This is a genomic window from Mucilaginibacter sp. P25 (assembly GCF_050859465.1).
Taxonomy (GTDB): domain Bacteria; phylum Bacteroidota; class Bacteroidia; order Sphingobacteriales; family Sphingobacteriaceae; genus Mucilaginibacter; species Mucilaginibacter gossypii.
In genome coordinates, this window is record NZ_CP193937.1 from 6,616,570 (window position 1) to 6,640,024 (window position 23,455).

The 23,455-nt window shown below is 42.5% G+C and carries 27 protein-coding genes, 1 tRNA gene and 1 pseudogene; 10 read left to right on the forward strand and 19 right to left on the reverse strand.

All coding sequences use genetic code 11. The features are described from left to right. Nucleotides 1-8: 8 nt before the first annotated feature. The 6 genes and pseudogenes from ACRQ5D_RS33295 to ACRQ5D_RS33320 form a co-directional block, all read right to left on the reverse strand. Nucleotides 9-82: pseudogene (locus ACRQ5D_RS33295) on the reverse strand (cbb3-type cytochrome oxidase assembly protein); the annotation flags it as partial. Continuing rightward, on the reverse strand, nt 79-1,617 hold the full coding sequence (locus ACRQ5D_RS33300; RefSeq protein WP_432327930.1) for a heavy metal translocating P-type ATPase: 1,539 nt from the start codon (nt 1,615-1,617) through the stop codon (nt 79-81). The gene ACRQ5D_RS33300 and the pseudogene ACRQ5D_RS33295, both read right to left, overlap by 4 nt. Nucleotides 1,618-1,684: 67 nt before the next feature. After that, nucleotides 1,685-2,461 carry a heavy metal translocating P-type ATPase metal-binding domain-containing protein gene (locus ACRQ5D_RS33305; protein WP_431198874.1) on the reverse strand — a complete coding sequence of 259 codons (777 nt, stop codon included), beginning with the start codon at nt 2,459-2,461 and terminating at the stop codon, nt 1,685-1,687. Between the two features lie 158 nt (nt 2,462-2,619). Next, a complete protein-coding gene (locus tag ACRQ5D_RS33310; RefSeq protein WP_432327931.1) occupies nt 2,620-2,796 on the reverse strand; it encodes a hypothetical protein in 177 nt (58 codons plus the stop codon). A 65-nt stretch (nt 2,797-2,861) separates the two neighbouring features. Then, a complete protein-coding gene (locus ACRQ5D_RS33315) occupies nt 2,862-3,086 on the reverse strand; it encodes a hypothetical protein (RefSeq protein ID WP_432327933.1) in 225 nt (74 codons plus the stop codon). Nucleotides 3,087-3,103: 17 nt separating this feature from the next. Next, nucleotides 3,104-3,496 carry a universal stress protein gene (locus ACRQ5D_RS33320; protein ID WP_431198876.1) on the reverse strand — a complete coding sequence of 131 codons (393 nt, stop codon included), beginning with the start codon at nt 3,494-3,496 and terminating at the stop codon, nt 3,104-3,106. Between the two features lie 548 nt (nt 3,497-4,044). On the opposite strand from ACRQ5D_RS33320, the gene queD reads away from it, so the two are divergent. Then, nucleotides 4,045-4,401, forward strand: a complete 357-nt coding sequence (gene queD / locus ACRQ5D_RS33325) for a 6-carboxytetrahydropterin synthase QueD (protein WP_091170109.1) — start codon at nt 4,045-4,047, stop codon at nt 4,399-4,401. Nucleotides 4,402-4,557: 156 nt separating this feature from the next. Further along, the gene (gene adhP / locus ACRQ5D_RS33330) at nt 4,558-5,592 is read left to right on the forward strand and encodes an alcohol dehydrogenase AdhP (RefSeq protein WP_091170112.1); all 1,035 of its coding nucleotides are present in this window, start codon (nt 4,558-4,560) and stop codon (nt 5,590-5,592) included. A gap of 88 nt (nt 5,593-5,680) precedes the next feature. Here the strand turns inward: adhP and ACRQ5D_RS33335 are convergent, their stop codons facing one another. After that, nucleotides 5,681-5,803, reverse strand: coding sequence for a hypothetical protein (locus ACRQ5D_RS33335; protein WP_256337470.1), 123 nt, complete (start codon nt 5,801-5,803; stop codon nt 5,681-5,683). Between the two features lie 76 nt (nt 5,804-5,879). Between ACRQ5D_RS33335 and ACRQ5D_RS33340 the strand changes: the two genes are divergently transcribed. Further along, nucleotides 5,880-6,569: an OmpW/AlkL family protein gene (locus ACRQ5D_RS33340; protein WP_091170115.1), complete on the forward strand. Its 690-nt coding sequence runs from the start codon at nt 5,880-5,882 to the stop codon at nt 6,567-6,569. Nucleotides 6,570-6,676: 107 nt separating this feature from the next. On the opposite strand, the gene ACRQ5D_RS33345 is transcribed toward ACRQ5D_RS33340, so the two are convergent. Genes ACRQ5D_RS33345 through ACRQ5D_RS33360 form a run of 4 tightly spaced genes read right to left on the reverse strand, consistent with a single transcriptional unit; the run spans nt 6,677 to nt 7,673 of the window. Further along, nucleotides 6,677-6,880, reverse strand: coding sequence for a hypothetical protein (locus tag ACRQ5D_RS33345; protein WP_143020799.1), 204 nt, complete (start codon nt 6,878-6,880; stop codon nt 6,677-6,679). Next, nucleotides 6,858-7,172: a hypothetical protein gene (locus ACRQ5D_RS33350; protein ID WP_091170121.1), complete on the reverse strand. Its 315-nt coding sequence runs from the start codon at nt 7,170-7,172 to the stop codon at nt 6,858-6,860. Before ACRQ5D_RS33350 ends, ACRQ5D_RS33345 begins: the two co-directional genes overlap by 23 nt. A 58-nt stretch (nt 7,173-7,230) precedes the next feature. Beyond that, nucleotides 7,231-7,452: an Hsp20/alpha crystallin family protein gene (locus ACRQ5D_RS33355; protein WP_431198877.1), complete on the reverse strand. Its 222-nt coding sequence runs from the start codon at nt 7,450-7,452 to the stop codon at nt 7,231-7,233. After that, nucleotides 7,434-7,673, reverse strand: coding sequence for a hypothetical protein (locus ACRQ5D_RS33360; protein WP_432327937.1), 240 nt, complete (start codon nt 7,671-7,673; stop codon nt 7,434-7,436). The genes ACRQ5D_RS33355 and ACRQ5D_RS33360 overlap by 19 nt, the downstream gene beginning before the upstream one ends. A gap of 583 nt (nt 7,674-8,256) precedes the next feature. On the opposite strand from ACRQ5D_RS33360, the gene ACRQ5D_RS33365 reads away from it, so the two are divergent. Then, on the forward strand, nt 8,257-8,667 hold the full coding sequence (locus ACRQ5D_RS33365) for a cupin domain-containing protein (protein ID WP_091170126.1): 411 nt from the start codon (nt 8,257-8,259) through the stop codon (nt 8,665-8,667). Nucleotides 8,668-8,751: 84 nt separating this feature from the next. Here the strand turns inward: ACRQ5D_RS33365 and ACRQ5D_RS33370 are convergent, their stop codons facing one another. The 3 genes from ACRQ5D_RS33370 to ACRQ5D_RS33380 form a co-directional block, all read right to left on the reverse strand. Beyond that, on the reverse strand, nt 8,752-12,390 hold the full coding sequence (locus ACRQ5D_RS33370; protein ID WP_091170129.1) for a family 78 glycoside hydrolase catalytic domain: 3,639 nt from the start codon (nt 12,388-12,390) through the stop codon (nt 8,752-8,754). A gap of 148 nt (nt 12,391-12,538) precedes the next feature. Continuing rightward, complete coding sequence (locus ACRQ5D_RS33375; RefSeq protein ID WP_218134452.1) at nt 12,539-13,615, reverse strand: YncE family protein; 1,077 nt, start codon at nt 13,613-13,615, stop codon at nt 12,539-12,541. Nucleotides 13,616-13,827: 212 nt separating this feature from the next. Further along, nucleotides 13,828-14,475 (reverse strand): RNA polymerase sigma factor, encoded by a 648-nt coding sequence (locus ACRQ5D_RS33380; RefSeq protein ID WP_091170132.1) that lies wholly within the window; start codon nt 14,473-14,475, stop codon nt 13,828-13,830. 118 nt (nt 14,476-14,593) lie between these two features. Between ACRQ5D_RS33380 and ACRQ5D_RS33385 the strand changes: the two genes are divergently transcribed. The 3 genes from ACRQ5D_RS33385 to ACRQ5D_RS33395 all read left to right on the forward strand — a co-directional run bounded on the left by ACRQ5D_RS33385 (nt 14,594) and on the right by ACRQ5D_RS33395 (nt 15,848). Next, nucleotides 14,594-14,965, forward strand: coding sequence for a hypothetical protein (locus ACRQ5D_RS33385; protein WP_091170138.1), 372 nt, complete (start codon nt 14,594-14,596; stop codon nt 14,963-14,965). Nucleotides 14,966-15,173: 208 nt separating this feature from the next. Then, nucleotides 15,174-15,560 (forward strand): VOC family protein, encoded by a 387-nt coding sequence (locus tag ACRQ5D_RS33390; protein ID WP_091170141.1) that lies wholly within the window; start codon nt 15,174-15,176, stop codon nt 15,558-15,560. Between the two features lie 45 nt (nt 15,561-15,605). Further along, nucleotides 15,606-15,848 carry a hypothetical protein gene (locus tag ACRQ5D_RS33395; RefSeq protein ID WP_091170144.1) on the forward strand — a complete coding sequence of 81 codons (243 nt, stop codon included), beginning with the start codon at nt 15,606-15,608 and terminating at the stop codon, nt 15,846-15,848. A 336-nt stretch (nt 15,849-16,184) separates the two neighbouring features. On the opposite strand, the gene ACRQ5D_RS33400 is transcribed toward ACRQ5D_RS33395, so the two are convergent. After that, nucleotides 16,185-16,257 (reverse strand) — tRNA-Gly (locus tag ACRQ5D_RS33400). Nucleotides 16,258-16,570: 313 nt separating this feature from the next. Here ACRQ5D_RS33400 and ACRQ5D_RS33405 point away from each other — a divergent pair. Then, on the forward strand, nt 16,571-18,676 hold the full coding sequence (locus ACRQ5D_RS33405) for an AAA family ATPase (protein WP_091170148.1): 2,106 nt from the start codon (nt 16,571-16,573) through the stop codon (nt 18,674-18,676). 9 nt (nt 18,677-18,685) lie between these two features. Here the strand turns inward: ACRQ5D_RS33405 and ACRQ5D_RS33410 are convergent, their stop codons facing one another. The 4 genes from ACRQ5D_RS33410 to ACRQ5D_RS33425 form a co-directional block, all read right to left on the reverse strand. Next, nucleotides 18,686-18,907 (reverse strand): DUF6965 family protein, encoded by a 222-nt coding sequence (locus ACRQ5D_RS33410; protein ID WP_129570495.1) that lies wholly within the window; start codon nt 18,905-18,907, stop codon nt 18,686-18,688. A 105-nt stretch (nt 18,908-19,012) separates the two neighbouring features. Next, nucleotides 19,013-19,594 (reverse strand): porin family protein, encoded by a 582-nt coding sequence (locus tag ACRQ5D_RS33415; RefSeq protein WP_091170337.1) that lies wholly within the window; start codon nt 19,592-19,594, stop codon nt 19,013-19,015. Between the two features lie 234 nt (nt 19,595-19,828). Then, a complete protein-coding gene (locus ACRQ5D_RS33420; protein WP_091170155.1) occupies nt 19,829-20,593 on the reverse strand; it encodes a LytR/AlgR family response regulator transcription factor in 765 nt (254 codons plus the stop codon). Then, complete coding sequence (locus tag ACRQ5D_RS33425) at nt 20,568-21,617, reverse strand: sensor histidine kinase (RefSeq protein ID WP_091170158.1); 1,050 nt, start codon at nt 21,615-21,617, stop codon at nt 20,568-20,570. The genes ACRQ5D_RS33420 and ACRQ5D_RS33425 overlap by 26 nt, the downstream gene beginning before the upstream one ends. Before the next feature lie 219 nt (nt 21,618-21,836). Here ACRQ5D_RS33425 and ACRQ5D_RS33430 point away from each other — a divergent pair, with 219 nt between their 5' ends. Together ACRQ5D_RS33430 and ACRQ5D_RS33435 are read left to right on the forward strand one after the other, a co-directional pair. After that, nucleotides 21,837-23,174 (forward strand): two-component regulator propeller domain-containing protein, encoded by a 1,338-nt coding sequence (locus ACRQ5D_RS33430; RefSeq protein ID WP_431198881.1) that lies wholly within the window; start codon nt 21,837-21,839, stop codon nt 23,172-23,174. Continuing rightward, nucleotides 23,128-23,322: a hypothetical protein gene (locus ACRQ5D_RS33435; protein WP_431198882.1), complete on the forward strand. Its 195-nt coding sequence runs from the start codon at nt 23,128-23,130 to the stop codon at nt 23,320-23,322. Before ACRQ5D_RS33430 ends, ACRQ5D_RS33435 begins: the two co-directional genes overlap by 47 nt. Nucleotides 23,323-23,455 lie beyond the last annotated feature (133 nt).

A 23,455-nucleotide genomic window follows, 5' to 3' on the forward strand; every position in this document is an offset into this window, starting at 1 on the left:
TTACGCTGCGCCCAAAAAAAGCGCCCAAAAACACAAGTGCAAGCAATACGCTGCACCCGATCAGGAAATAAATAATGTTCATGATAATTTTCTTTTTTTAGCGGCGAGGTGTGTTGCTATGCTTGTGAACGAAATGATGGTTGCAGTACTTAAAGGCATCAATATGGCCGCTATGAGCGGTGAAAGCCTGCCGCTTACTGCATAGCTTAATCCTAATAGGTTATAGCAAAGCGATATAAAAAACGAAATGTGGATAATGGTGATACTATCCTTTGAGAATTTAAGAAATGCGGGCAGCAACCTGAGCGAACGCCCATCCAAAATAGCATCGCTGCCGGGCGAAAAATTGTTAACGTTATCCGTAATAGCTATCCCCAAATCACTTTGTTTTAAAGCACCCGAATCATTCAAGCCATCACCTATCATCATTACCTTTTTACCGGCCAGCTGTAAAGCCTTTATAAAGTCAAGCTTTTGCTGCGGGGATTGGTTAAACAGCATATATCCCTCCCCCTTAAAATAAGGCAGTAAATTTTTCCGCTCCCGGTCCTGATCGCCTGATAACAGGTAAATTTTATAATCCGCGGCCAGCCGCGCAATATCTTCAAGCCCTTCGCGATACTTGTTTGCAAAGCTGAAATAACCGGCGTATCGCCCGTTAATCATCAGGTGTACTTCAGTTGATTTTGCGATATCTACTCCTCCCGTTAAAAACGACTGGCTGCCGACTTGAACATTATGCCCATCAACCCAGGCAGTAATCCCCTTTCCGGCTATTTCCCGGTAATTACTTACCCGAAGTTTATCCGCCCCCTGGAGGTAATCGCAAATCTGAATGCTTAAGGGATGGGCCGAATTACTACAAATACTGTATATGAGCTGTTCCTCGTAACTGCTTAGCTGTGCATTGTTGCTTACACCGTTTTCGCCGCCAATAGTAATGGTGCCGGTTTTATCTAACACGATTGTATTAATACGGGCCAGTTGTTCAACAACGGCGGTGTTTTTGAGGTAGAAAAAATTACGATCAAAAATACTGAGTGCCGCCGACATAGTGAACGGTGTACTTAAAGCCAGCGCACAGGGGCATGCTACAATCAACACCGCTGTAAATGCCGAAAAAGCACGGTAAACATCGACCGGCAACCAGAAAACTAATGAACCCAATGCAATCATCAGTAAAACAATGCTGAAATACTTACTTACCTTTTGGTTAAAGGTTTGCATCCGGTTGTCCTGACTACGGCTAAAAGCTTCATTATTCCACAATTGGGTAAGGTAGCTTTGTGATACTGGTTTAATTACCTCCAATTCAATAGCTTCGCCCATTTGCCGGCCACCGGCATAAACCACTTCACCCCAAACCTTTGTCACAGGAGCCGATTCGCCGGTAACAAAGCTAAAATCAATCCGCGCTTCACCATTTAGTAATATCGCATCGGCCGGAATAATCTCATTACTGCGAATGCGGATCCGCTGACCTACTTTCAGGGCTGATAAGGGCAGCGGCTTTTCAATACCGTTATCAACAGCCTGTACGGCAACAGGGAAAAACGAGCGGTAGTCCCGCTCAAAAGAGATATGGTAATAGGTTTTTCGCTGAACAAATTTACCCACCAGTAAAAAAACACCAGCCCGCAAAGCGTATCGGCAAAACCGGCTCCCGCATGGGTTAGTACCTCAATCAGCGTACGCAAAAAAGCACGGCTATGCCCAGCGCCAGCGGAAAATCGATATTCAATATTTTATTACGGAGGTTTGTATAGGCCGATTGGAAATATTCCCTCCCGCTGTAAAAAACAACCGGCAGCGAAAACAGCACATTCAACCAGCCAAAAAAATGCCTGAAAGTTTGCTCATATTCCGATAATCCCAAGTACTCCGGAAAACTGAGCAGCATCACATTACCGAAACAAAACCCGGCCACCGCTATCTTTTTTACAAGATTATCGCCAGCACCGGTTTGTTGTTTTTTAATAACATCTTGGAGGTTAATAAGTGGCTCATAACCGATATCAACTAATAGTTCCACAACCTGTCTTAAACTTATCTCCTTGTTATTAAAGCGCAGGTTTACCTGTTTCTTTAAAAAGTCAATCCGGCTGTAATAAATGGCAGGGTTAAACCTGTTTAACTGCTCAAGCAGCCAAATACATGAGCTGCAATGGATATAAGGGATATAAAGCGTTAATATGGTAATGTTTTCGTCTGTAAAATCAACCAGGTCTGCTATGATCGAAGGATCATCAAGGTATTCGAACCGCTTTTCCACGTGGGTACGTGTTGCGCCGGGATGTTCATTATAGCTGTAATAGTTACATAACCCACTATTGGATAGCACCTTGTAAACACCTTTACAGCCCGTGCAGCAAAAATCTTTGTCATCCAATACATAATGATCTTTATCACAATCGTTACCGCAGTGGTAGCAGGTAGTTTGGGTAAGTATATTTACAGCCATTGATGATCTATTTATAAGATCAAAAATGGCTGTAATCCACCACTTGAAAAATGATGGCTGTTGGATGGAAAAGTGATGAGTATCATTTTTCACAGCTTAAAACAAAGAGTAACACACGTTGCTATCCGATCTTATACGCTCACTCCCATCCCCTGTTTTTAGAAATGCAGCGGTGGAAGCCCCTCCGGCAACACCAGCAGAGGTATTTCAATATGATGCGAAAGTTTTTTAGTGTAACTGATGCCGAACAGGCGCTCAAGCGGGTTAACTTTACGGTGCACCATCACCAGCATATCAATCACTCCGTGCTCGCTAAGCCAATCGAGCCCGCGCATTATACCCGTACCTTTAATGTGCCTGTAATAAATTTTAGGATAGTTGGCTTTACAGGTAACTTCATTTAAAAAGCTTCAACCTGCTGTTTTTCATCTCCTGTTTCGTACTTCTCGTCGGTTACATGGGCTATCAATAGCTCTGCATTAAAATAGCGTGCCAGGCTTGCCACCGAATGGATCATTTCTATATCGCTGCTGTTCAAATCGGTAGCAAAAGCTATTTTTGTTACAGGGTGATATTTTGCTTGCGATGGTATAAGTAAAACCGGGAAGGCGGCATCGCCGATCATGTCCTGTGTGTTGCTGCCTAAAAAAATCTGCTCATAGCTCCTGCTCCCGACATGCCCATAACAACCATTACGCTTTTTTCTTCATCTATTTTGCCTGTTACTACATCAACTACCTCGCCTACGTCGCAGTACGTTGTAATAACATTATGGCCTGACGCCGCTTTAGCGTAAGGGCTTTCCTGTTGTAAGGTTACAGAAAGTTGCTCCAATTCCTTATCTGCATCTGCTTTGAGCGACGTATAATCCTCTAAAGGCCAGGCTACTTGCGCTGCCATGGGCGTTTCTGAAGGTATTTTGATGGCATGACATAATATTAAACCTGCTTTGATATTTTGCGCAAGGTTTATAGCATAGCTTGCCGCGTTTTTTGCAGGTCCCGAAAAATCGGTGGGTACTAAGATTGTTTTCATGTTTAAAGGATTGATTAATTGATATGGCTGATATTTTTTATGTTGTGGTTCGCTATTATAGAGCTGGCTTTCAAACAGGCTATTAAGGTTATATGTCGTTATATTTAAGTGCCCGTCGACAATAGCCCCTGTATTATCATCATTTTTTGCAGGTGTGTTCTAAAAACAACAGGTATATCATCGCTTTCATATATTTTCATAACATCGTTATTGATAATGTAAAGTTGGAGCGTACCGGGTGTTAAAATAGTGACGATTGTCATTTATCAATCTGATTGTCAACATCTATAAAACAACATCTACCCCAAAAAACTAATAAGGAAAAAACTATTTACCAGCGTGAAAAACTTGTACCGAATTATGAACTTGCGGACACGGGCAAGTACCACGAAAAATCATTACTGCCGGTATAGTAAATATAACCCAGAGATATTTTAACCAATGCGCGAGTGATTTCAATCAACGAATAAAGAAATACAGATCATTTTATTAAAATACTTTCCGCGCTTCTTTTGCCCGCAAACTAAAAATCGCAAAAAGCGTATTATATGATCGTTTACAAAAGCTTCACTTTTGATTCTGCACATTTTTTACCCAACGTTCCGCTGCACCACAAATGCAGGAACATACATGGCCATACCTACCATTTAACAGTTTATTTTGAAGGCGAGGTAACAAGCCCCGAAGGATGGGTGCTTGACTTCGCCCTGATCAAAAACGCGGTTAAACCAATAGTTGACCAGTTGGACCATACCATTCTGAACGAAGTCCCTGGTTTGGAAAACCCCACGGCCGAAAACCTGGCCATATGGATCTGGAAAAGCATAACCGACAAATTGGATGGGCTTAATAAAATTGAATTGAAAGAAACGCCGACATCCGGGGTCATTTATGAAGGAAAATAGCGTAGTTATCTTTCCCATTTTTTTAGATCTCCGTGCAGTTTCCCCAGTTGAATGCCCCATATCACCACAGCAGGTGATTTTGATCACTATTTAAGCCGCTAAATTCCGCAAGCTTTGCATTAATAAAAAAATCATTAGTCATAAGCCATTGAAAATATGATACCTAAAAAAATGAAAGCCGCCGTAGTGCACGAATTTGGCCAGCCTTTGCAAATAGAAGAAATGCCGGTTCGCGAGCCGGGCCAACATGAAATACTGGTTAAAGTAATAGCCAGTGGTGTTTGCCATACCGACCTGCACGCGGCAGACGGCGACTGGCCGGTTAAACCCAAAATGCCACTGATCCCCGGCCATGAGGCTATTGGTTATGTAGTAGCGCTTGGTCCTGATGTTAAAGGCCTGAAGGAAGGTGATATTGTAGGTGTACCCTGGCTGTACAGCGCCTGCGGATGCTGCGAGTTTTGTATTACCGGTTGGGAAACCTTATGTAACGACCAGAGAAATGGCGGCTATAGCGTTGACGGCGGTTATGCGGAATATGTAGTGGCCGATTCCCGTTATGTTGGGCATTTCCCGGCAGGCTCGGATTGTACCGCGATGGCACCGATCATTTGCGCGGGTGTTACCGTTTACAAAGGCCTTAAAGAAACGGAAACCAAACCGGGAGAATGGGTAGCTATTTCCGGCATAGGTGGCCTTGGGCACTTAGCTGTACAATATGCCAAAGCCATGGGCATGCATGTTGCGGCTATTGATGTAGACGATACAAAACTGGAATTAGCTAAAAACCTTGGCGCCGAGCTGATCGTTAATGCCAAAACTACCGACCCCGGCACGTTTTTACAAAAAGAAACAGGGGGTATGCACGGCGTGTTGGTTACCGCTGTATCACCCATCGCGTTTAAACAAGGTATATCCGCGTTAAGAAGAAAAGGGACTATCGCGCTGAATGGATTACCGCCCGGTAGTTTCGACCTCCCCATATTTGAAACCGTACTGAACCGCTATACCGTCAGGGGATCAATTGTAGGTACTCGTAAAGATCTGCAGGAAGCCATCGAGTTCGCCGTGGAAGGAAAAGTTAAAGCCACCATACATACCGCAAAATTAGAGGACATAAATACAGTTTTGGCCGACCTGAAAAATGGTAAGGTAGATGGCCGGATTGTACTTGAAATAGCTACACCCTAATCTGCAAATAACAAAAACTTTTACGGCAGGCCGGGCCAAACTGCTCATTGACGCAATATACCGTGCCTAAGCGCCTACTCAAACTAAGTTACTTTAAAAAGATCCGCTCCCTGGGCGGGTCTTTTTTATTGCGGGCAGCATCGGTATTATGCTCGCTTCCGGGTCGCCATTCCAGTGATAAACCGGGTAAACGCGAAATGATGAGTATCATGAGAACAACTGTTTCCGGTCAGGCAAAGTCTATCACCTGCGGGATACATTTGCCCCATAATTTAATACAAATCATTATGAAAAAGATTTTCTTTACTACTTTGATCTTATTTTTATTAAGCGGGATAACCGCTTTCGCTCAGCAAAAAAATGAATGGGATATCCGCCTCAGGGCAATTGGGGTTATCCCCCAGGAAAGTGCGACGATAGGCGTTATCGGCGGAGACATAAACATTTCCAATACTGTTGTTCCCGAGCTCGATTTTACCTACTTTTTTGCCAAAAACTTTTCTGCAGAATTAATCCTGGCGACAACAAAGCACCAGGTAAAAACAAAAGGATCCAACCTGAGTGCTATTGGTGCCGGCTCTTCGGCCGATGTTGATCTCGGTAAAGTATGGTTGCTTCCGCCTACGCTTACTTTGCAATACCATTTGCCCACAGGTACCCTTTTTAAACCCTATATCGGCGCGGGGCTTAACTACACTATTTTTTACAATGCCGATAAAGGTTCAACCGTAGGCGGCATTGATTACAACAACAGTTTTGCTTTTGCAACTCAGTTGGGTGCTGATTTCGATATCAGTAAAAAAGTATTCTTGAATATTGATCTGAAGAAAATATTTCTCTCTACCGATGTAAAGGTTGATGCATCCAATTTAACGCCTGCGGGCAAACCCGAACTTGCGCCGGTTTTGAAAAACATACCGGCCGATGTAAAAATCAGGCCCTGGATAATCGGCGTAGGTATGGGTTACCGTTTTTAATCCACTTGCTGCAAAAACGCCCCGTGGAAACCTGGAGTACGAAGACTGCACCCAATCAGGAAAAAATACGATTTCACGAAGTTAAGAGCAGAACAAGCGTGTCAATGTTATATCGCCCAGTCATCGCTGTCTGTTTTGTTTATACGAAAAAGAATGCCCGATATCCAAAGCAAGGCGCCGGTGAGCAATAATTTCTGATTCATTTCGGGCAAGCGGTGACCTGGGCTGGTTAAACATAAAAACAATTCTGTCAATAACACCAGTATCGTGAGCATGCCGATGAGCATTTCACTCCATTGTTGCCTGTCCATATCCGTTAAATTCTGTGAGGTTTTTCTGCCGGAAGATACCCCGGACAATCAATTTGATAGTGCAGGTTAGCTCCTCAAGTGTACAGGATATCGACTTGATTTTTACCGGGATTTCATCCGTCGTTTCCATCAGGTCGATATGCAGTAAATCAGAGCTCAAAGGTTCCCTACCCTTAAAGTTGTCAAAAAGCAGGTCGGCGAAATTTCGGTCATTACCTAAAAAATACTGTCCATAACTATCAAATCCTGCCGGTGTTCTAACGCTCAGCAAAATATAAAACCCGAGTTCCATAGCTATAAATTAAGAGGCTCCTGCTTTAACAGGAGCCTCATTTAAAAAACTATCCCACTTATTTAATGTCAATTTGCCTGCGTATAGCCTTAGCTTCTTCGCGTTTAGCAATATCGATCTTCAGGACGCCGTCTGTATAAGACGCCTCAATATTTTCGGCGTTGGCGCTGTCGGGCAACGTAAACGAACGTACAAATGAACTGTAACTATACTCACGTTTACTGTAATTTTTTTGAACGTCGCTGCTTTCGTTTTGTCGTTCTACCGAAATGTGCAGCACATTGCGATCAAGGTTAATCTTGAAATCTTCTTTTTCAGGCCGGGCGCAGCCAGTTCAACATGATAATGATCCTCGGTTTCGCTGATGTTAGCTGCGGGAACGCGCGCTACCAAGCGGTCATTGAAAAAAGAATCGTTTAAGATTGATTCAAAAACATCATTAAATGACGGTAATAACGAACTGTTATTCTTTTTGTCGGCATTAAATTTAACCAATGTCATAGGTCTTCCTCCTTAAATAAATTAATGATTAAAACTTATATTAATTAAACCGGTTCATTTAATTCAAAGCTAATGCCAGTAGAGTAAACACTTGAGATCACTGAAAAAATTTCACAAAAAATGCTTTTTTTCAGTTCGACCTGACAAATATTCAATATACCATTGCTTTTAACATTAGCATTAAAGCAAAGCAACAATGGTTGATATTTTCACGACGTATGCCGCTTTGTTTAAGCTAAAAAGCATTGATAGAATTGCGGTAAATTAAAATTCTCTTCGTTCTTTGGACTTAAAACAATAGCTATTTTATTTTGGTTTAAACATTACGCAGCATGCCTGCTTTCGCACTCATCTTTTGAGGAACAGCATCGATTCCCGAAAATATTATCTATCCTGGTCGAAACATTGTTAAAAACCTGTCAGTACATAAAACTGGCTTGCACAACAAAATCCGGGTTCAAAAAACGGCTATTTCGGTATAGCGAATGTCTGCATGAACGATGATTTAGTCCGGTTCATTGATATGGCAATTGCTAAAGGATGGGTGAGGCTGTAGTTTTACTAAAAATTAAAACCAAAAGCTATGAAAACTAACAAAAACAAACTGGCTACCGCCATTATTATCGCAGTTCTTGCAGTACTTACACTTCCATCATCTGTCCTGGCTCAGCAAACCGTAGCAGGCCGCACAGAGTTACAGCGACATGACCTTAGTATTCCCGGCCGTGAAATGGTACAGGTACGCGTAGATGTTGAAAAAGGAATGTCATTCCCGCAGCATACACATTTCGGCGAAGAAATTATTTATGTACTTGGTGGGTTACTGGAATACCAGGTAGCAGGCCAACAACCGGTGACGCTTAAAGCCGGCGACGTTTTATTTATCCCTTACGGAACCGTGCATTCGGTGAAAAATGTAGGAACCACCAAAGCGAGTGAGCTTGCTACCTATATTGTTGAAAAAGATAAACCACTTGTTACACTGATCAAGTAAGGTTCATTATAGATTTTGGAAGTATCGATCCCCAACTTAATAATCATTGCGATCAATACTTCCAAAATTGCTTCGGGCATAGCTTTATAAGCTTGATGTAAACCGGTAAGCTCCCGGCATCAAGCGATAAATTGCTTTGTTTCCTTCAAACCCGATAAAGCTGATACCCTTTGCCCCTGCCACAGGCTTACCACCTTCAGTTATGCCTTTAACAGTAACTGCCGGAAGAAACAATGTAGCTGAGGTATTCGCCGGAACAGTTGCATCATAGGTCAATGTTTTACCGCTTACGGACCAGCTACTGTTTATCCGTCCATAAGGTGAATCATAAGATCCTTTAGCCCAGGTCATCTCCCCGGTGGGGTCGGGCTCAGGCTGCAAAATAAATTTCTTAAAACCAGGTTCATCACGCTGAATCCCGATAGAATAAGCAATCATCCATTGACCAACAGCACCAAATGAATAGTGGTTAAAAGAGTTCATGCTGTTATTACCGCCAAAGCCGTTTTCTACAGTATATCCGTTCAGCCTTTCCCAAATAGTTGTAGCGCCCTGGTCAATAGCATACAGCCATGACGGATAATGCTCGTTCTGCAACATTTTATAAGCAAGGCCCGAGTGCCCGTTATCTGAAAGAGCTTTACTGATCGCGCCCGTACCTACAAATCCGGTCATAAGAGAATAAGCAGGGCGGACAATCCCCTGGTCATCTTTATTCTCGTGTTCAACGGCAGCCTCAAGGTTCTTTGCCATATAACTGATATTTTCGTTGCTAAATACGCCAAGTGCCAAACCTGTTGCGTAGGCCGTTTGCGTATCCGAAACTTTAAACTCTTTTTTGCCGGGCTCGCCAAACATCCCACCACCAACAACACCTACGGCTTTTTTATCAGCGTTAACAAATGTTTTGTTGAAGAAGGCTTTTCGCTCTTCATATTTTTTCCTGAATTTCTCAGCATCATCTTTCTTTCCTAAAATAGCGGCCACCTTTGTCATAATGCCCAAATCATAAACATGATAAGCTGTAACCGGGAAAGCAGTACCAAGCTGCATATATTGTGGTCCAAGCCAGTCGCCCAGCACACCATCCGTACTGAAGCCGGTTTTAGGATCAATAGTTGAGTCGATGTAATCCATATACCTGCACATGGCATCATAATGTTCGGCAAGTAATGATACATCATTATATTGCTGGTAAGTTTCCCAGGCCACGGTGATGCCTGCACTCCCCCAGATCACACCACCAAAGCCACCGCCAACTGGTGCTATATCGGTAAATCGCCCTTGCTCAGTTTGCAAATCACGCATGGCCAGCATATGCCTGCGCAGAAACTGATCGGCATTGGATACATAAGTTGCAGTACGCGAAAAAATACTGATATCGCCCGACCAGCCCATCCGCTCATTCCTTTGCGGGCAATCGGTTGGTATAGTAAGGAAGTTATCGATGTTTGACCACGTTAGGTTGGACCATAGTTTGTTCACCTTTGGATTAGAGGTAGTGTAATTTGCAGTGAGTTTTTTTACGGAACTTATAACCAGGCCCTGTACATCCTCTAACGGCAGCGGCTTGTCAATGCCGGTAATTTCGATATATTGATAACCATGCGATGTAAAATGCGGTTGGATCACCTGATCGCCATCCTTCATGATATAAAGATCCTGACTCAGCGCTGCGCGGTAATTTTCGGTCATAATCATACCGACATTTTTACCAGACTCCTTCAGGTTTGGATACAGGATTTCGGCATAACGCAAGGTCAGTTTTTTTCCAGAGATACCATTTTTGATGCTGATCTTGGGCACACCTACAAAATTCTGTCCCATGTCATATACATAAACACCTTTTCTAACTTCCCTCACTCCTTTAGCAGTAAGGGTTTTATAAATTCCTGCCGATGTTCCGATCTGCCCGATCATCGAAATATGATCAAAATCCAGCGGGATCTTTTTCCCGAAATAGTCAACGTCATCCCCCATATATGTTGTTCCTTTTAGAGATACTTCCTGCGCCTTTTGCCAGTTATGATCATCATAAGCTACCGTGTTCCAGTCTTTAACTGCAACTTCCTTTGTGGCATCGTCAACCTCGCCCATATCCAGGCTGCTGTAAACAACAGGACCATCGTTAAAATATTTCCAGTTTTTGTTATTGGTTTTGATCACCTCCTGCGAACCATCAGTATAAGTAATAACCAGCTTAGCTAACAAGGATTGCCTGTCGCCAAAATGGTTCCAGACCGAGCCGTAGCTCAACAAACCGCTCCACCAGCCTTCGCCGAGCATAGCACCAATAGCGTTTTTCCCTTTACTTACCATACCGGTTACATCGTAGGTTTGATAAAGATGAGTTTTGTTATATTGTGTAAGGCCGGGGTTGTAATAATCGTTACCCACCCGTTTACCGTTAAGATAGATTTCATAAATCCCCCTTGCCGTTACATAAAGCCTTGCCTGCGAAATACCTTTATCGGCATTAAAAACCGAGCGCAGCATAGGCATAGCGTTATGACTGGGATCGGCAAGGATAAATGCGCCCGCACTTCCGCCGTCTACCTCATATTTCCCATCTTTTATAACTAAACCGGATGAAGGAGTAATAACAGCTTCTTTAAAAATCCCTTTGTAATTATTTTCTTCGGGCTTTTCGCTGAATAAATTGTTGCGCGGCGACCTGAAATTGGAAACCGTCAGCTCAGAAAATTCGGCTTTCTGACCTTTATCTACAGAAAAACCTATCTCTCCAAGCATTCCAAAAGAGATTACATCACGGCGGCCAAGCGGATTAAGTGTTATCACGGCGTCGCGGTTTGCAGGCACAGGCTGGGCTATAGCAGTTGCATCTTTCTCATCGGCTAAAAATGTTTTATTATCATCAACAGTGAATGTAAGTGTACCAAGCTCATTATTGATCAATATGGAGTGTTGTTTGTTCTTATTACCGTTGCCAATCAGGTCGGTTTTTATTGGGAAGCTTTTAAATACTTTATCCAATGTATCTTTTTCCGAATACCCTGCTCTGTATACGTTGATCCGTGCATTGCCTCCCTGATCCAGCCCTGAAATATCCACCTCTACTTTAAAATAAGATTGGTTCTTTTTATTGGCAAGCTGAAAAATATTCCTGTTACTGTTCATCAGCCGTGGGTCATTAGCGGCAAAAATCAGGCTTGCCCTGGAGCTCCCCGGAGCGATAGCCACTTTATATTTCAGGTTATACAGCGGCAGGTAATGTGCATAAAGCACCAGGTCATTATCTCCTCCCCCTATCCATTGCGCGCCATCCCATGCCGACATTCCCGTGTCCATGAGCCCCGTTTCAAACCAGGAGCCCGAGGAAGAAACACCGCCTGCCTGATCCCAAACAGTTACCGTCCAGCTATAGCGGGTTGCGGCTTTAAGCGGCGAGCCTGCGTAAACCACAGCTAAGGCTGTTCCGCTTTTTATTCTGGTGCTATTCCATACCACTTTTCCCTGTGCATCTTTTACGATGATCTGATAAGCAACCTGGTTATAGCCTCTCGATCCTTCAGGGGCCAGCATTTGCCAGCTAAACCGGGGCAGTTTAACATCAATCCCAATAGGATGGTCAGTATATTCCACCTGCAGGTTAACTATCCGGGTCCCTTTTACAGCACCGTAAAGGTTAATTTGTATAAATGAAAATAACAGTAATAAAATCAGGATAGCCGGTTTAACTATCGGGGCAGGATTTTTTGTCATAATTGGGTTTACAGTAAAAATAATTGGTACAGCAATATGCTAATAAAATGATACTTAACTGTCCCTTACTTACCCCTTTGATTGTAAATACTTTTTTATACGACTAAAAGCAGAATACGAAGCCTAAAGCTAATAAATTATCACGGCATCAACGCCTCACCGCCCAGGCCAAACCATCAGCCCCGCGAATATCAATATGCCCGGCCACTTCTAATTTATTGAGATCGATCACTGCCACATAATTATCGCCGGTGCAGCCTATGAATGCACGTGATCCGTCATCATCAACCAGGATGCCGGCCGCGCCATGCCCTGTATTTATACGTTTCAACTCCTGGTGCGATACTGCATCAAAAATAAACAGGTCGCCAGTGCGGAGGCTCGTAACCAGAATACGTTTACCATCCGGCGTGAACTTAAGTCGGTTGGCACCCGTTACCTTTGCATCAATTGTGGCAGTTACCTTTTTGGTCGCGATATTGATGATCGAAATATTGCCATCCTCAGCACCTGCAGTCCATAATTCGCGCCCATTGGGTGATAGATCAAAGCCCTCAGAACCTTTAGCTACCGGGATAACAGTTTGCACCCAGTCATGGCGTGCCGGAGGTGCAAAACCGCCCGGAGGCCCCGTTGGCTTCAGCAAACTATCCTCCAAAATGCTTACCGTTGCTGAAGATACATTTGTGGTGAACACCTTTTTCCCATCATCGGTTACATAGATCATGTGCGTTCTATCCTGGCCTGTTCCCATGGCCCAGTCAAATTTGCCGGTTGCAGGATCATAGCGGCCAACAGCTTTAGCGCCTTCGGCCGAGAACCAAACTTTTCCTCCTGCAAATGTGAGTCCATGCGGCCCCATCAATGGTTTGGTATCAATGGCGGGCAGCGCTTTTTGCGCCACAAGATCAATTACGCTCAGCTCGTGCAGGCTTCCTCCACCGTAGATGGAAACATAAGCCGTCTTTCCATCGGCTGAGGCAATAACTTCATGAGGATCGGAACCCACGGGCACGCGTGCAATAACCTTTAAAGTCAGCGGGTTGATGATCGCCAAATTATGATCGCTTTTTGAAAGTGCAAGTAAAACCCGTGAGGGTGTGGCCTGCGCTGAACATTTGTTTGAAATAAAAACCATCGGAATCCATAATATGCTTACGACGAGTAATTTGACCATGTCAAATCTCATCGCTTTAAAATTGGGGGCGAATGCTGTTTTATTCATGCGGTTTACTAATTGAAGGGCGGTTTATAAGTCGTTTAAAAGTAACGAAGCCGATCATTAAGAGTGATCTCTCCTTAAAACAAATATACTGATCCCGGCTTTGCTATCTCCGCCAGTGGCAAACAAATCGACGAAGACCAGATTGTTACCCATCGCGGTTTGTTTTTAAAAGATTAACCATAGTAAAAACAAAATTTCTGGTAACATTATTATCAACCGGCATTGATTTTATGCATCACATAATTAACGATCACATCACAACGAGTAAGGTTAAATTCCAGAAGTTCTCCGGGCTGCCAATAACTATTTAACTCGGTGCGTAACATTTCTTTGGCCCGGTTCAATCTTATTTTAACATTAGACTCCCCTATTTCCAGCGCTTCCATTGTTTCATTAGTGGTCATTCCCTGTATCTCCCTCATTACAAATACCAACCTGTATTTTTCGGGGAGCGTTAATACCGCCTTTTCTAAAATAGCTTTTAATTCTTTGTTCATAAGATTATCTAAAGGTGTTTCAGGTTGGTGATCAATGCGAATATGTTCGGTAAGTGTTTTTTCTAATTGAGCTTTCCTCTTTTTGTGCAACAGGCTCTCGTTAATCAGGATCCGGATTAGCCAAGTGCTAAAACTCGATTGATGTTTGAAATTAGACAACTGGCGATAGGCGTTCAGGTAGGCCGTTTGCATAATGTCTTCAGCCTCCTTATCGTCGTTAATGATGGACATGCTGATCCTATACAATCTTTCGTTGAATTTGCGCATTAGTTTTTCGTACAAATGCTTTTCGCCATTAACTACTCGTTTTACAATCTCCTCGTCACTGAAAGTATCTGTCATATGATCGGCAGGTGGGTTCATAAAATATGATTTATATAATAGAGCACTGTAAAGCTAAAGGGTTACAGATTACCTCTAATTAAACTTTGTAACCCTTTGTTCAAAGGCAATCTCTAATGGATATTAATTCAAAATAATCATGGAAGATCAAACTAAAAACACTCAAACTCTTTTAAAGTTTACTTATGGTTTAGTGCCTGTTGTAGCGGGAGCCGACAAATTCACCAACCTATTGACTGATTGGTCACATTATCTCAATCCAACAATTAAAGCCATGCTTCCTTTTGGCGAACATGTATTTATGATGATTGTTGGCATAATTGAAATTGTGGCCGGAATATTAGTGCTTTTTAATCCTCAAAAAGGAGCTTATCTTGTTAGTGCCTGGTTAGTATTAATCGCACTTAGTTTATTGGCAAGCGGCAACTATTTAGATGTGGCTGTGCGTGATATTGTAATGGCCATCGGCGCCTTCTCATTAGCAAGACTATCTACTATAGCCAAAAATTAATATCATAAGCACTTTACAATTACTGTGTTGTACAATTATTTATAACGGGCCATAAAGGACATTACAATGCAAATCTGTCGGGTAAGACTTATATCCGACAGACTTATTTTTATGTTCACATTATTCAGTAAGGAGAACCATATTTCACATATTGCCAATCCAGTACCTGCTTCATATATTTATACATGCGGTCTTGTAAAATCAACTTATGAATCAGCCACATATAGCCGGCATTGCTCCATTCTTCATTGTACGCAATGTCACAACGGCAATATCCTTTTATCTGGAGAAACTCGGTTTTGATACCGTTTTCCAGGAGCCAGATCACGATCCGTTTTTTGCTATTGTACAGCGGGATGGGGCAATGATCTTCCCGAAATCTGTAAGCGGGGATCCGCTTCCGAACTACAAGCAAGCCCCGGATGCCCGGTGGGACGCATATGTTAGTGTACCTGAGCCGGATACGCTGGCCGCAGAGTTTATATCGCGCGGTGCTAGTTTCACTGTACCACTACAAAATACTCCTGATGGCTTGCGCGGCTTTGAATTGGAAGACGCTGACGGTTATATTTTATTTTTCGGTCATCCACGTTGATAGAGATAGTTACTAAACAGGTATACTTTTTGCAAAAGGTATAGCATGGATCAAAATTATTTACTGAACTCCATAGATGGGGTCGACGTTATCTTAATTCCCGGTTCAGGCAGTAGCGTCTGCGTTTTCGAACCGGAAACGCAAACCAGTGCGGGTTCGTCCCAACTATTGCGGGCCACAATACTGGATAAAGAACTGGTTTTTCAGCCCACAGGCAACAATATTATTTCAGAAGATGAGCTATTAAAAGTTATCCGCTGGTACAGTTACCGCAAAACTTTTTCCTGAAATATTGAGGCAATTTTTACAAGCAAACAGCCTTTGTGCCCGCCCATAAGCTCAATTAGCGTATATAAACTTTCCCGAACCGGGGAAGAATTAACCCTGCCATGATGCTGCCTCGGCCAACCCTCATTATCTATCTTCATTGTATTGATATTGTTACAGATAGGCTTTTACTAAAATGATCTCAACCCAATTGGAAGCAGTAAAAACGCAGCTATTGCTTTGGGTTAATTTAAGCATTTCAAATTTCTGCCCAGTCTCCAATTATTACTTTATTGGGGGGAATAGATGATATAGAAGTATAAAAAAAGCCTCTCCCTGAATAGGGAAAGGCTTAAGAGCGAAAGACGAGATTCGAACTCGCGACCCCGACCTTGGCAAGGTCGTGCTCTACCAACTGAGCTACTTTCGCGTTGGTGGCCGCAAATATATAACTTCCACCAGGTGCTGGCAAAATATTTTTAAAAATTTCGCAAATTAAATTTAACACATTTTTAATCAAATATTTACACCTATCGCCACACCTGTTATGGTTTGTAATTGATGTCCGTGTAAGAAACAGGCACTTAGAAAAGGGCAAAGAAAGTACTTAATTTATCCGTTTGGGTGTGTTTTATTTAAAGTCGTTTTCTAATATGTTGACAAACAGTTTTCAGCACTATCGCACCTAATTATTAAATTTGAAGATAATTTCCTGATCCGGGAATCGATAATATAGCAAGTGTATGGTGTTGGAGCCTTTTCATGAACTCGTCCTTAAATTTATTGAAAATACTAACCGGCCGATATTTTTAACAGGTAAGGCAGGTACCGGTAAAACCACTTTTCTCCGCTGGATCAGGGCAAACGTTACCAAAAACCTGGCGGTTGTAGCTCCTACCGCAGTGGCAGCTATTAACGCCGGTGGCGTAACCATTCATTCCTTTTTCCAGGTGCCTTTCGGGCCGCAAGTGCCTGTAACCGATCATAACAATCACAGCACCCTGCTCAGGCAGGTAAGTCTCGAAAAATCAAACATATTAAAGTGTCTCGACCTACTTATTATTGATGAGATCAGTATGGTGCGGGCCGATACCCTTGATTACATTGATACCGTATTACGCCAGGTTAAAGGATCAACACGCCCCTTCGGCGGTGTTCAGTTATTGATGATTGGCGACCTATTTCAATTGCCCCCAGTGTATGAAAAGGACTGGCCGGTGCTCAGAAATTTTTATAAAGGCCCTTATTTTTTCGATAGCCTCGCTTTTCAAAAATTCCCGGTGCTAACTTTTGAGCTCACACAGGTTTACCGGCAAAAAGACCCGGTGTTTGTGGAGATATTGAATAGCATCAGGAACGGCTATGCAGACAGCGAAATGCTCGACAAACTGAATGCGCATTATAACCCTAATCTGAATGCCAACTGGCTTAAAGATTATGTAACCCTATCAACCCATAACCAACTGGTTAATGAAATTAACCAGCAGCGTTTAACGGAACTTGACGGCGAAGCACATACTTTTAAAGCCACCATAACCGGCGATTTCCCGAAAGAGGTCTACCCTGCCGAAGAGGAACTGGTGTTGAAAGTTGGCGCGCAGGTAATGTTTATTAAAAATGACAGCTCGGGCAAAAAGCAATATTATAACGGCCGAACAGGGCGTATCGCTGCTATGGGGCCAGGCAACATCCGTTTAACTTTTCTTGATGACGACTCTGAGTTTGAAGTGATCCCCGAAACCTGGCAAAACGTAAAATATGCATTGGCCGAAAATGAGCAAAAAGTAAATGAACAAAATAACGGTTCGTTTAGCCAATATCCGCTTAGGCTGGCCTGGGCCATCACCATACATAAAAGCCAGGGGCTTACATTTGAAAAAGCGGTTATTGATGTCGACGCCGCCTTTGCTTTCGGGCAAGCTTATGTTGCGCTAAGCCGTTGCCGTTCGCTTGAGGGCATGATCCTGAAATCGCCGGTACGCCCCGAAAATATCCGCACCGATCCGGAGATCATCAGCTTTATGCAAAATGCAGCTGTCTCCATACCCGATGAAAATCTGCTGGAAAGTACTATCCGGCAAATAGCCCTGGAAGAAATGAAGGACATCTTTGATTTTTCGATGCTTACAGGTGCATGGAGGCAACTTAAAGCCATCATGCTAAACGGCGCGATTAAAAATAGCCCCTTATCCGAAACCATCAACAAAACTGACCATAACTGGGAAACTGAAATTAAAACCATCGGCGACCGTTTTATCAGGAAGGAACTGGGCGCTTTACCTGATGATCAGCTTATCTGGAACAATGCACCGTTTATAAGCAGACTCAAAAACGCTGCCAGCTATTTTCTGCCTAAATTGAATGTTTTTTCAGAAGCTATTAACAGTTTTTACACCGCTGTAAATAACACCAACCCTCCTGCCGAGTTTTACGACAGTTTAAATCATTTATTAGTTAATCTGAAAGCAAAAACGGCGGCATTTGTACGCCTGCCCATTGCCACATCGGGCAGGGATGTTTTATCATCAGTACAGGAGGCCGGGATGAGTTACAAACCTGTATACAAAAACTGGAACCCTAAAGCGCTGCCAAAAGAGAAAGAAATTGCTAACCCCGAACTATACAAGCAATTACTCAACTGGCGTAAAGAAACCAGCCTCGAACGTAAAATCCCCGAACATACGCTGGTGTCTGAAAATATGCTGCGCGATATCACTGCTAAGCTACCACGGTCATTAAACCAGCTTTCACAGTTAAAAAGTTTCGGTGATGCAAAAGCAACAGACTTAGGCGAACCCATTTTAAAAATGATCAGGAGTTATTTAGGCGAAAATGACCTGTTTTCTTAAGCCGGATATTTAAAACCTCGGAATTTCCGGGCCGTTATATGGATTTTCGAGGGCATTCTTGATCCTCATTAACTGGTATTGGTGACGCCAATTATCAGGATAGTTTTTCATGTTTTTCAATAATTGCTTAACAAAATCGGCAACATGGAGCTGAGTTGTAGCGCGATCTAACCTTAATTCCTGGGGTAATGTAACATTAGTAAAGTATTCACTCAATTCTTCGTAGCTCATGGTGCAAAAGTAAAAAAGCCCGGCATTTTCATACCAGGCTCTTAAGCTTAAATAAAAAGCTGAAAGCACAAAGCACAAAGCTCAATGCTAATATCTCTTAGCTGTTTAAAACACATAGAACAAACTGGCCTGAACGTTATTATTTTTAAAATCGTTGTTGATATTGGAGATATTAAAGTTGCCTACCTTTGAAAGGCCGTAAACATATCTTACACCAATACCAAGGCCCAGTTTTGACTGGTATCCAATACCTCCGGCCGCTGCCAGGTCCAGTTTTTTAGCAAAATCACCGGCACTTAAGCCCGAAACATCTTCTTTGGCTTTCATACCTACCTGCGGACCAGCCTCGATATAGAAGCCTGAGTTAGCACGGTATTTCAATAAAAAGGGAACCGAAATATAGGAAAGCTTGAGGTTTTGATTGCCAAGGGAGCCGCCTTTAATTTTTGCACCCTGCGATGAAAATAGAAATTCCTCCTGCACCAGGAAATTATCAGTGAACTTAAATGCAACAGTAGCGCCCGCATGAAAGCCAACCAACGGATCGGTAGGGAAACTGGCATTGGTAAAATTGCTATAGTTGGCGCCTGCTTTAAGCCCAAATTCCAGGCGCGAAAGGATGCCCTGACTGAAACCTTTAGTTGATACCAGGATTAAACAAGTTAAAATGAAGAGTAGCTTTTTCATAAATTTTAATTTCAATTTTTGAGATAATGTTGCTGCCCGAAAGCGCATTTGTTATTGATAGCGCAAAAGTGAGCTTATGCTGTGGCCTATAGAAGGAAAAGGTAACCGAAGCGGGCAAAGTGGCACCGGAAGTGGAAAAAATGGGCAGATGCGTTACAGCTATTTAGCTTAAAGCGGAAGGCTCAAAGCTTAAAGCCAGTAGAGCATTTAACAGGATGTATGTACACAGATCTATCAGGCTTTTGCCAGCCATGCAAGAAACTGGGAAGCCTTGCCTTTACTTACCACAATTCTTTCGCTGAATGCGATATTGAGGTTGAGAGAAAGTTTACGCGAGAAAAAGCTGGAAACATCAGCAATAGCCTTCCTGCTCACCAAAAACTGGCGGTTAGCTCTGAAAAAATAACTTCCGCATGTCTTTTCCAACTCATCCAAATTTTTGTTAGGGTAAAATATCTTACCTGAAAAAGTTACCAAATGTGAAACTTCATTTGAAAGATGGATCAACGCTATATCATCTAATTTTATCGGGATGATCTTATCCTGGTGATAAACCAATACAGAAGAAGGTCTGGTGGTTTCTTTTTTAGTCAGCAATTCCATAAGCGCCTCATATTGCGGTGGCTGATGCGTTTGAAATACTTTTTTCAACTGCCCATAGCGTTCAAGTGCCAGTTGAAGCGTTTTTGTTGTAAAGGGTTTTAATATGTAATCTATTCCGTTTGCTTTAAACGCATCCAGCGCATATTCATCGTATGCGGTACAAAAAACCACAGGGACGTCAATCGATATCGTGGCAAAGATTTCGAAACTTAACCCGTCGCCCAGTTGAATATCACTGAATATGAGATCAGCTTTATTACTTCCCGAAAAATAGGTAACGGCTTCCTTTACAGAATGAAGCTGTACTACGGTTACCGGCTCGCTAATCAGTTGTTTTATACTTAGTTCAAGGTCATCGGCAACTAACGGCTCATCCTCTATGATCGCTATATTCATTATTCAATAATCTGATGCTTACAGAAAATGTGTCTTTATTTTCGCTGATAATAACTTCATCACCTGATAACAGGCTATACCGCTCGGCAAGGTTGGCCAGACCATGATGAGTTGAAGTTACATTAAGATTTTTCTTTTTAAGGGTATTGGATACCACTATCCTGTCTTCCGAACAAAAGATTTTTACCACAAGCGGCGACTGTTGGGTTAGCTCATTATGTTTAAGCGCGTTTTCAAGAAGCGGTTGTAATGAAAAAGACGGCAGGTAGCGGTCGTTTAAAATATCAATGGGCAAATCAATAACGCAATTTAATGCCGAACCAAACCTGATCTTTTGCATCTCCAGATAGTCGAGCAGTAGTGCCAGCTCATCCGCAAGGCTCGAAGTTTTTGCGGCATGATTATAAACCGAGGCCCGGAGAAAATTAGCCAGGTGAACAATATAATTATCGCCCGCAACAGGATCTTTGTGGTACAGTGCTTTGAGTGTGTTAAGTGCGTTAAACAGGAAGTGAGGGTGGATCTGTTGTTTTAAAAGAAGGTTTGTAGCCTCGGCATGAGCGGCTTTTATCTGGGAAAGCTCAAGATCGGCATGGGATTTATCGGCCTGCAGGATCACAAAGTCCTGCAACAGGATAATCATTGTATTTACAAGGATACCGGAAATAAAGAAAATGACCAGGAAAAACGGAAAAGGGAATGATTTACTTTTATGTTCAAAATAATCAAACGCAGGCGCCAGCATCAGGTATATAGTGGCGCTGGCAGCATATGTAAAAAAATAACGGTACCGCTTAAGTGCTTTTCCCCTGACGCCGTGCTTCCGGGCCAATAAAATCAGGATCCTGACATTTACAAATGCTACCAAACCTATTCCTAACGCAGTCATACCCATATAAAACACTTTATATAGGAATCTCTCGTCCAGCAAAAAAATAAAGTACAGCGATATGATCGCGGTAAAAGTGAATACAAGCAGCCAGTTGAGCCGGACAAGGCTTTTAATTGGTAATGGAGACGGCATATTACTCAAAGATAATTAATAGGCATAAGTGCCGTATCAATTTGCTGCCGAAGCGGACAAAAAGGAACCTAAAGGAGCTTTAAATAGGTTTAACAGAAATATAAGTCAAATGCAAAAGGCTTCATATTATCCTCATTTAGGATTTGTATCTTTGTTTAACATTATTTAACTATCATTCGCTTGGAGTTTCGGGTTTGCTTTCTTTTATTTATAAGCGTAATGCTGGCATTGTTATCCCCAACTAAAATCCGCAGAGTTTTATTTATCTGCCTGTTTATCTTCATTTTACCATCGGCCCTGTTTGCACAAAATCTTTTTTTGCAAAAGGTAGAGATGTGTAATATCACCAATTATTGCATGGATTGCGGCGATACAAAGGCCAGCTGCGATCAGCTTGCCATTGATTTTGTTTCTGCGAGGATCAATAACCGTTACCTGCTAAAAGAAGCTACCGGTTCCATAACGTTCCAGGTTTTGGTGGATGAGCGGGGTTTTAGCTGCGTGCTTAGCCATAATGATGCGAGCAAAAGCGCGCTCACCAACGAGTTGATTACCTATCTGAACGGTTGCATCTGGAAGCCGGCCAAGGTAGATGGCAAACCGGTAGCCTCATCTGTAAATGTGATCTTTCGCTTTATAAGTGGCGGCGTTTACGGCCAGGTACAAAGGCTGGATCTTGCCGAAATGAAACCACCCGGCGATCCAACCATCTACAATAAAACTTTCACCTACGCCAATCCATCATTAAAAAACTACGACTTTACGGTATGGACAAAATATAACTCGCCCCTGGTTGATAACATCGGCAAATCAGCCGCTATGGATCAATCAGATCTGTTATGGTATGCTACGGAAAAAGGGATGACCCGCTTTGAGGGAACAACATTTATCCCGGTTAATGAATATAATTCGCCATTCCCGTCAGATGCTAACATAAAGGAAGTAACCATCGACCGAGATAATAATAAATGGGTTTATTACGATAATAAAATATTTATGTACGGCAGCGGTGGCTGGCAGTTATTTGATTTTAAGCAGTTTTTGGCAGGTGGGGTTAACCAGGTGCTGAACAGCCGCAATGGCGAATTACTTTTCACCACTCAAAACGGTCTTGTTGTAAAAAGGAAAGATAAAGTGGTAGTGATAAACAAAAAATCGATGCCTGAAATGCCCTCAAGCAATGTACTTTTTGCTTATGTAGATAGTCAGAAACGGCTTTGGATTGGTACGTCAAAAGGAACCATCATGATTGATAAAAGCGTTATCACCTCATTTAACAGCCTTAACAACACTCCGCTGAAAAATGCCAGTATTTCGGGCGCGGTGGAGGATGAAAAAGGAAATGTTTACTTCTCACTGGTTGATTGTAATAAACAAACTGGTGAAAATGATAGTGATAAAGAAGGTATAGCCGTACTAAAGTTTAATGGTAACTGGCTGCATTATAATGATAAAAACTCGGGCATGCCTGCTAACCATGTTAATACCATGTTGTATGATAAGTTTGAGCATGTTTTGTGGCTGGGTACAGACGAGATCGGGCATTGCCAGGTTTGACCTGAATAATGGGTGGGAAAATTACCACAACAACAATTCGCCGCTCCCTGGTTTTACTATTTACCAGATAGTTCAGGATTCAAAAGGCGTTATTTACGCCACTACTGCCAATGGCTTGTTAAGGATCAGAAAAAAGGCGGGAGCTTAAGATTAAGCAACTGTATATTATCAAAATGGTCTGAGGCTTATAAATAAGCCGTTTACGTTTGTTTGCTAATTGCCATCAGATTCCCTTTAGCGAATGTTAATGTGGCAGGCAATCAAACACAATTTAACCTTAT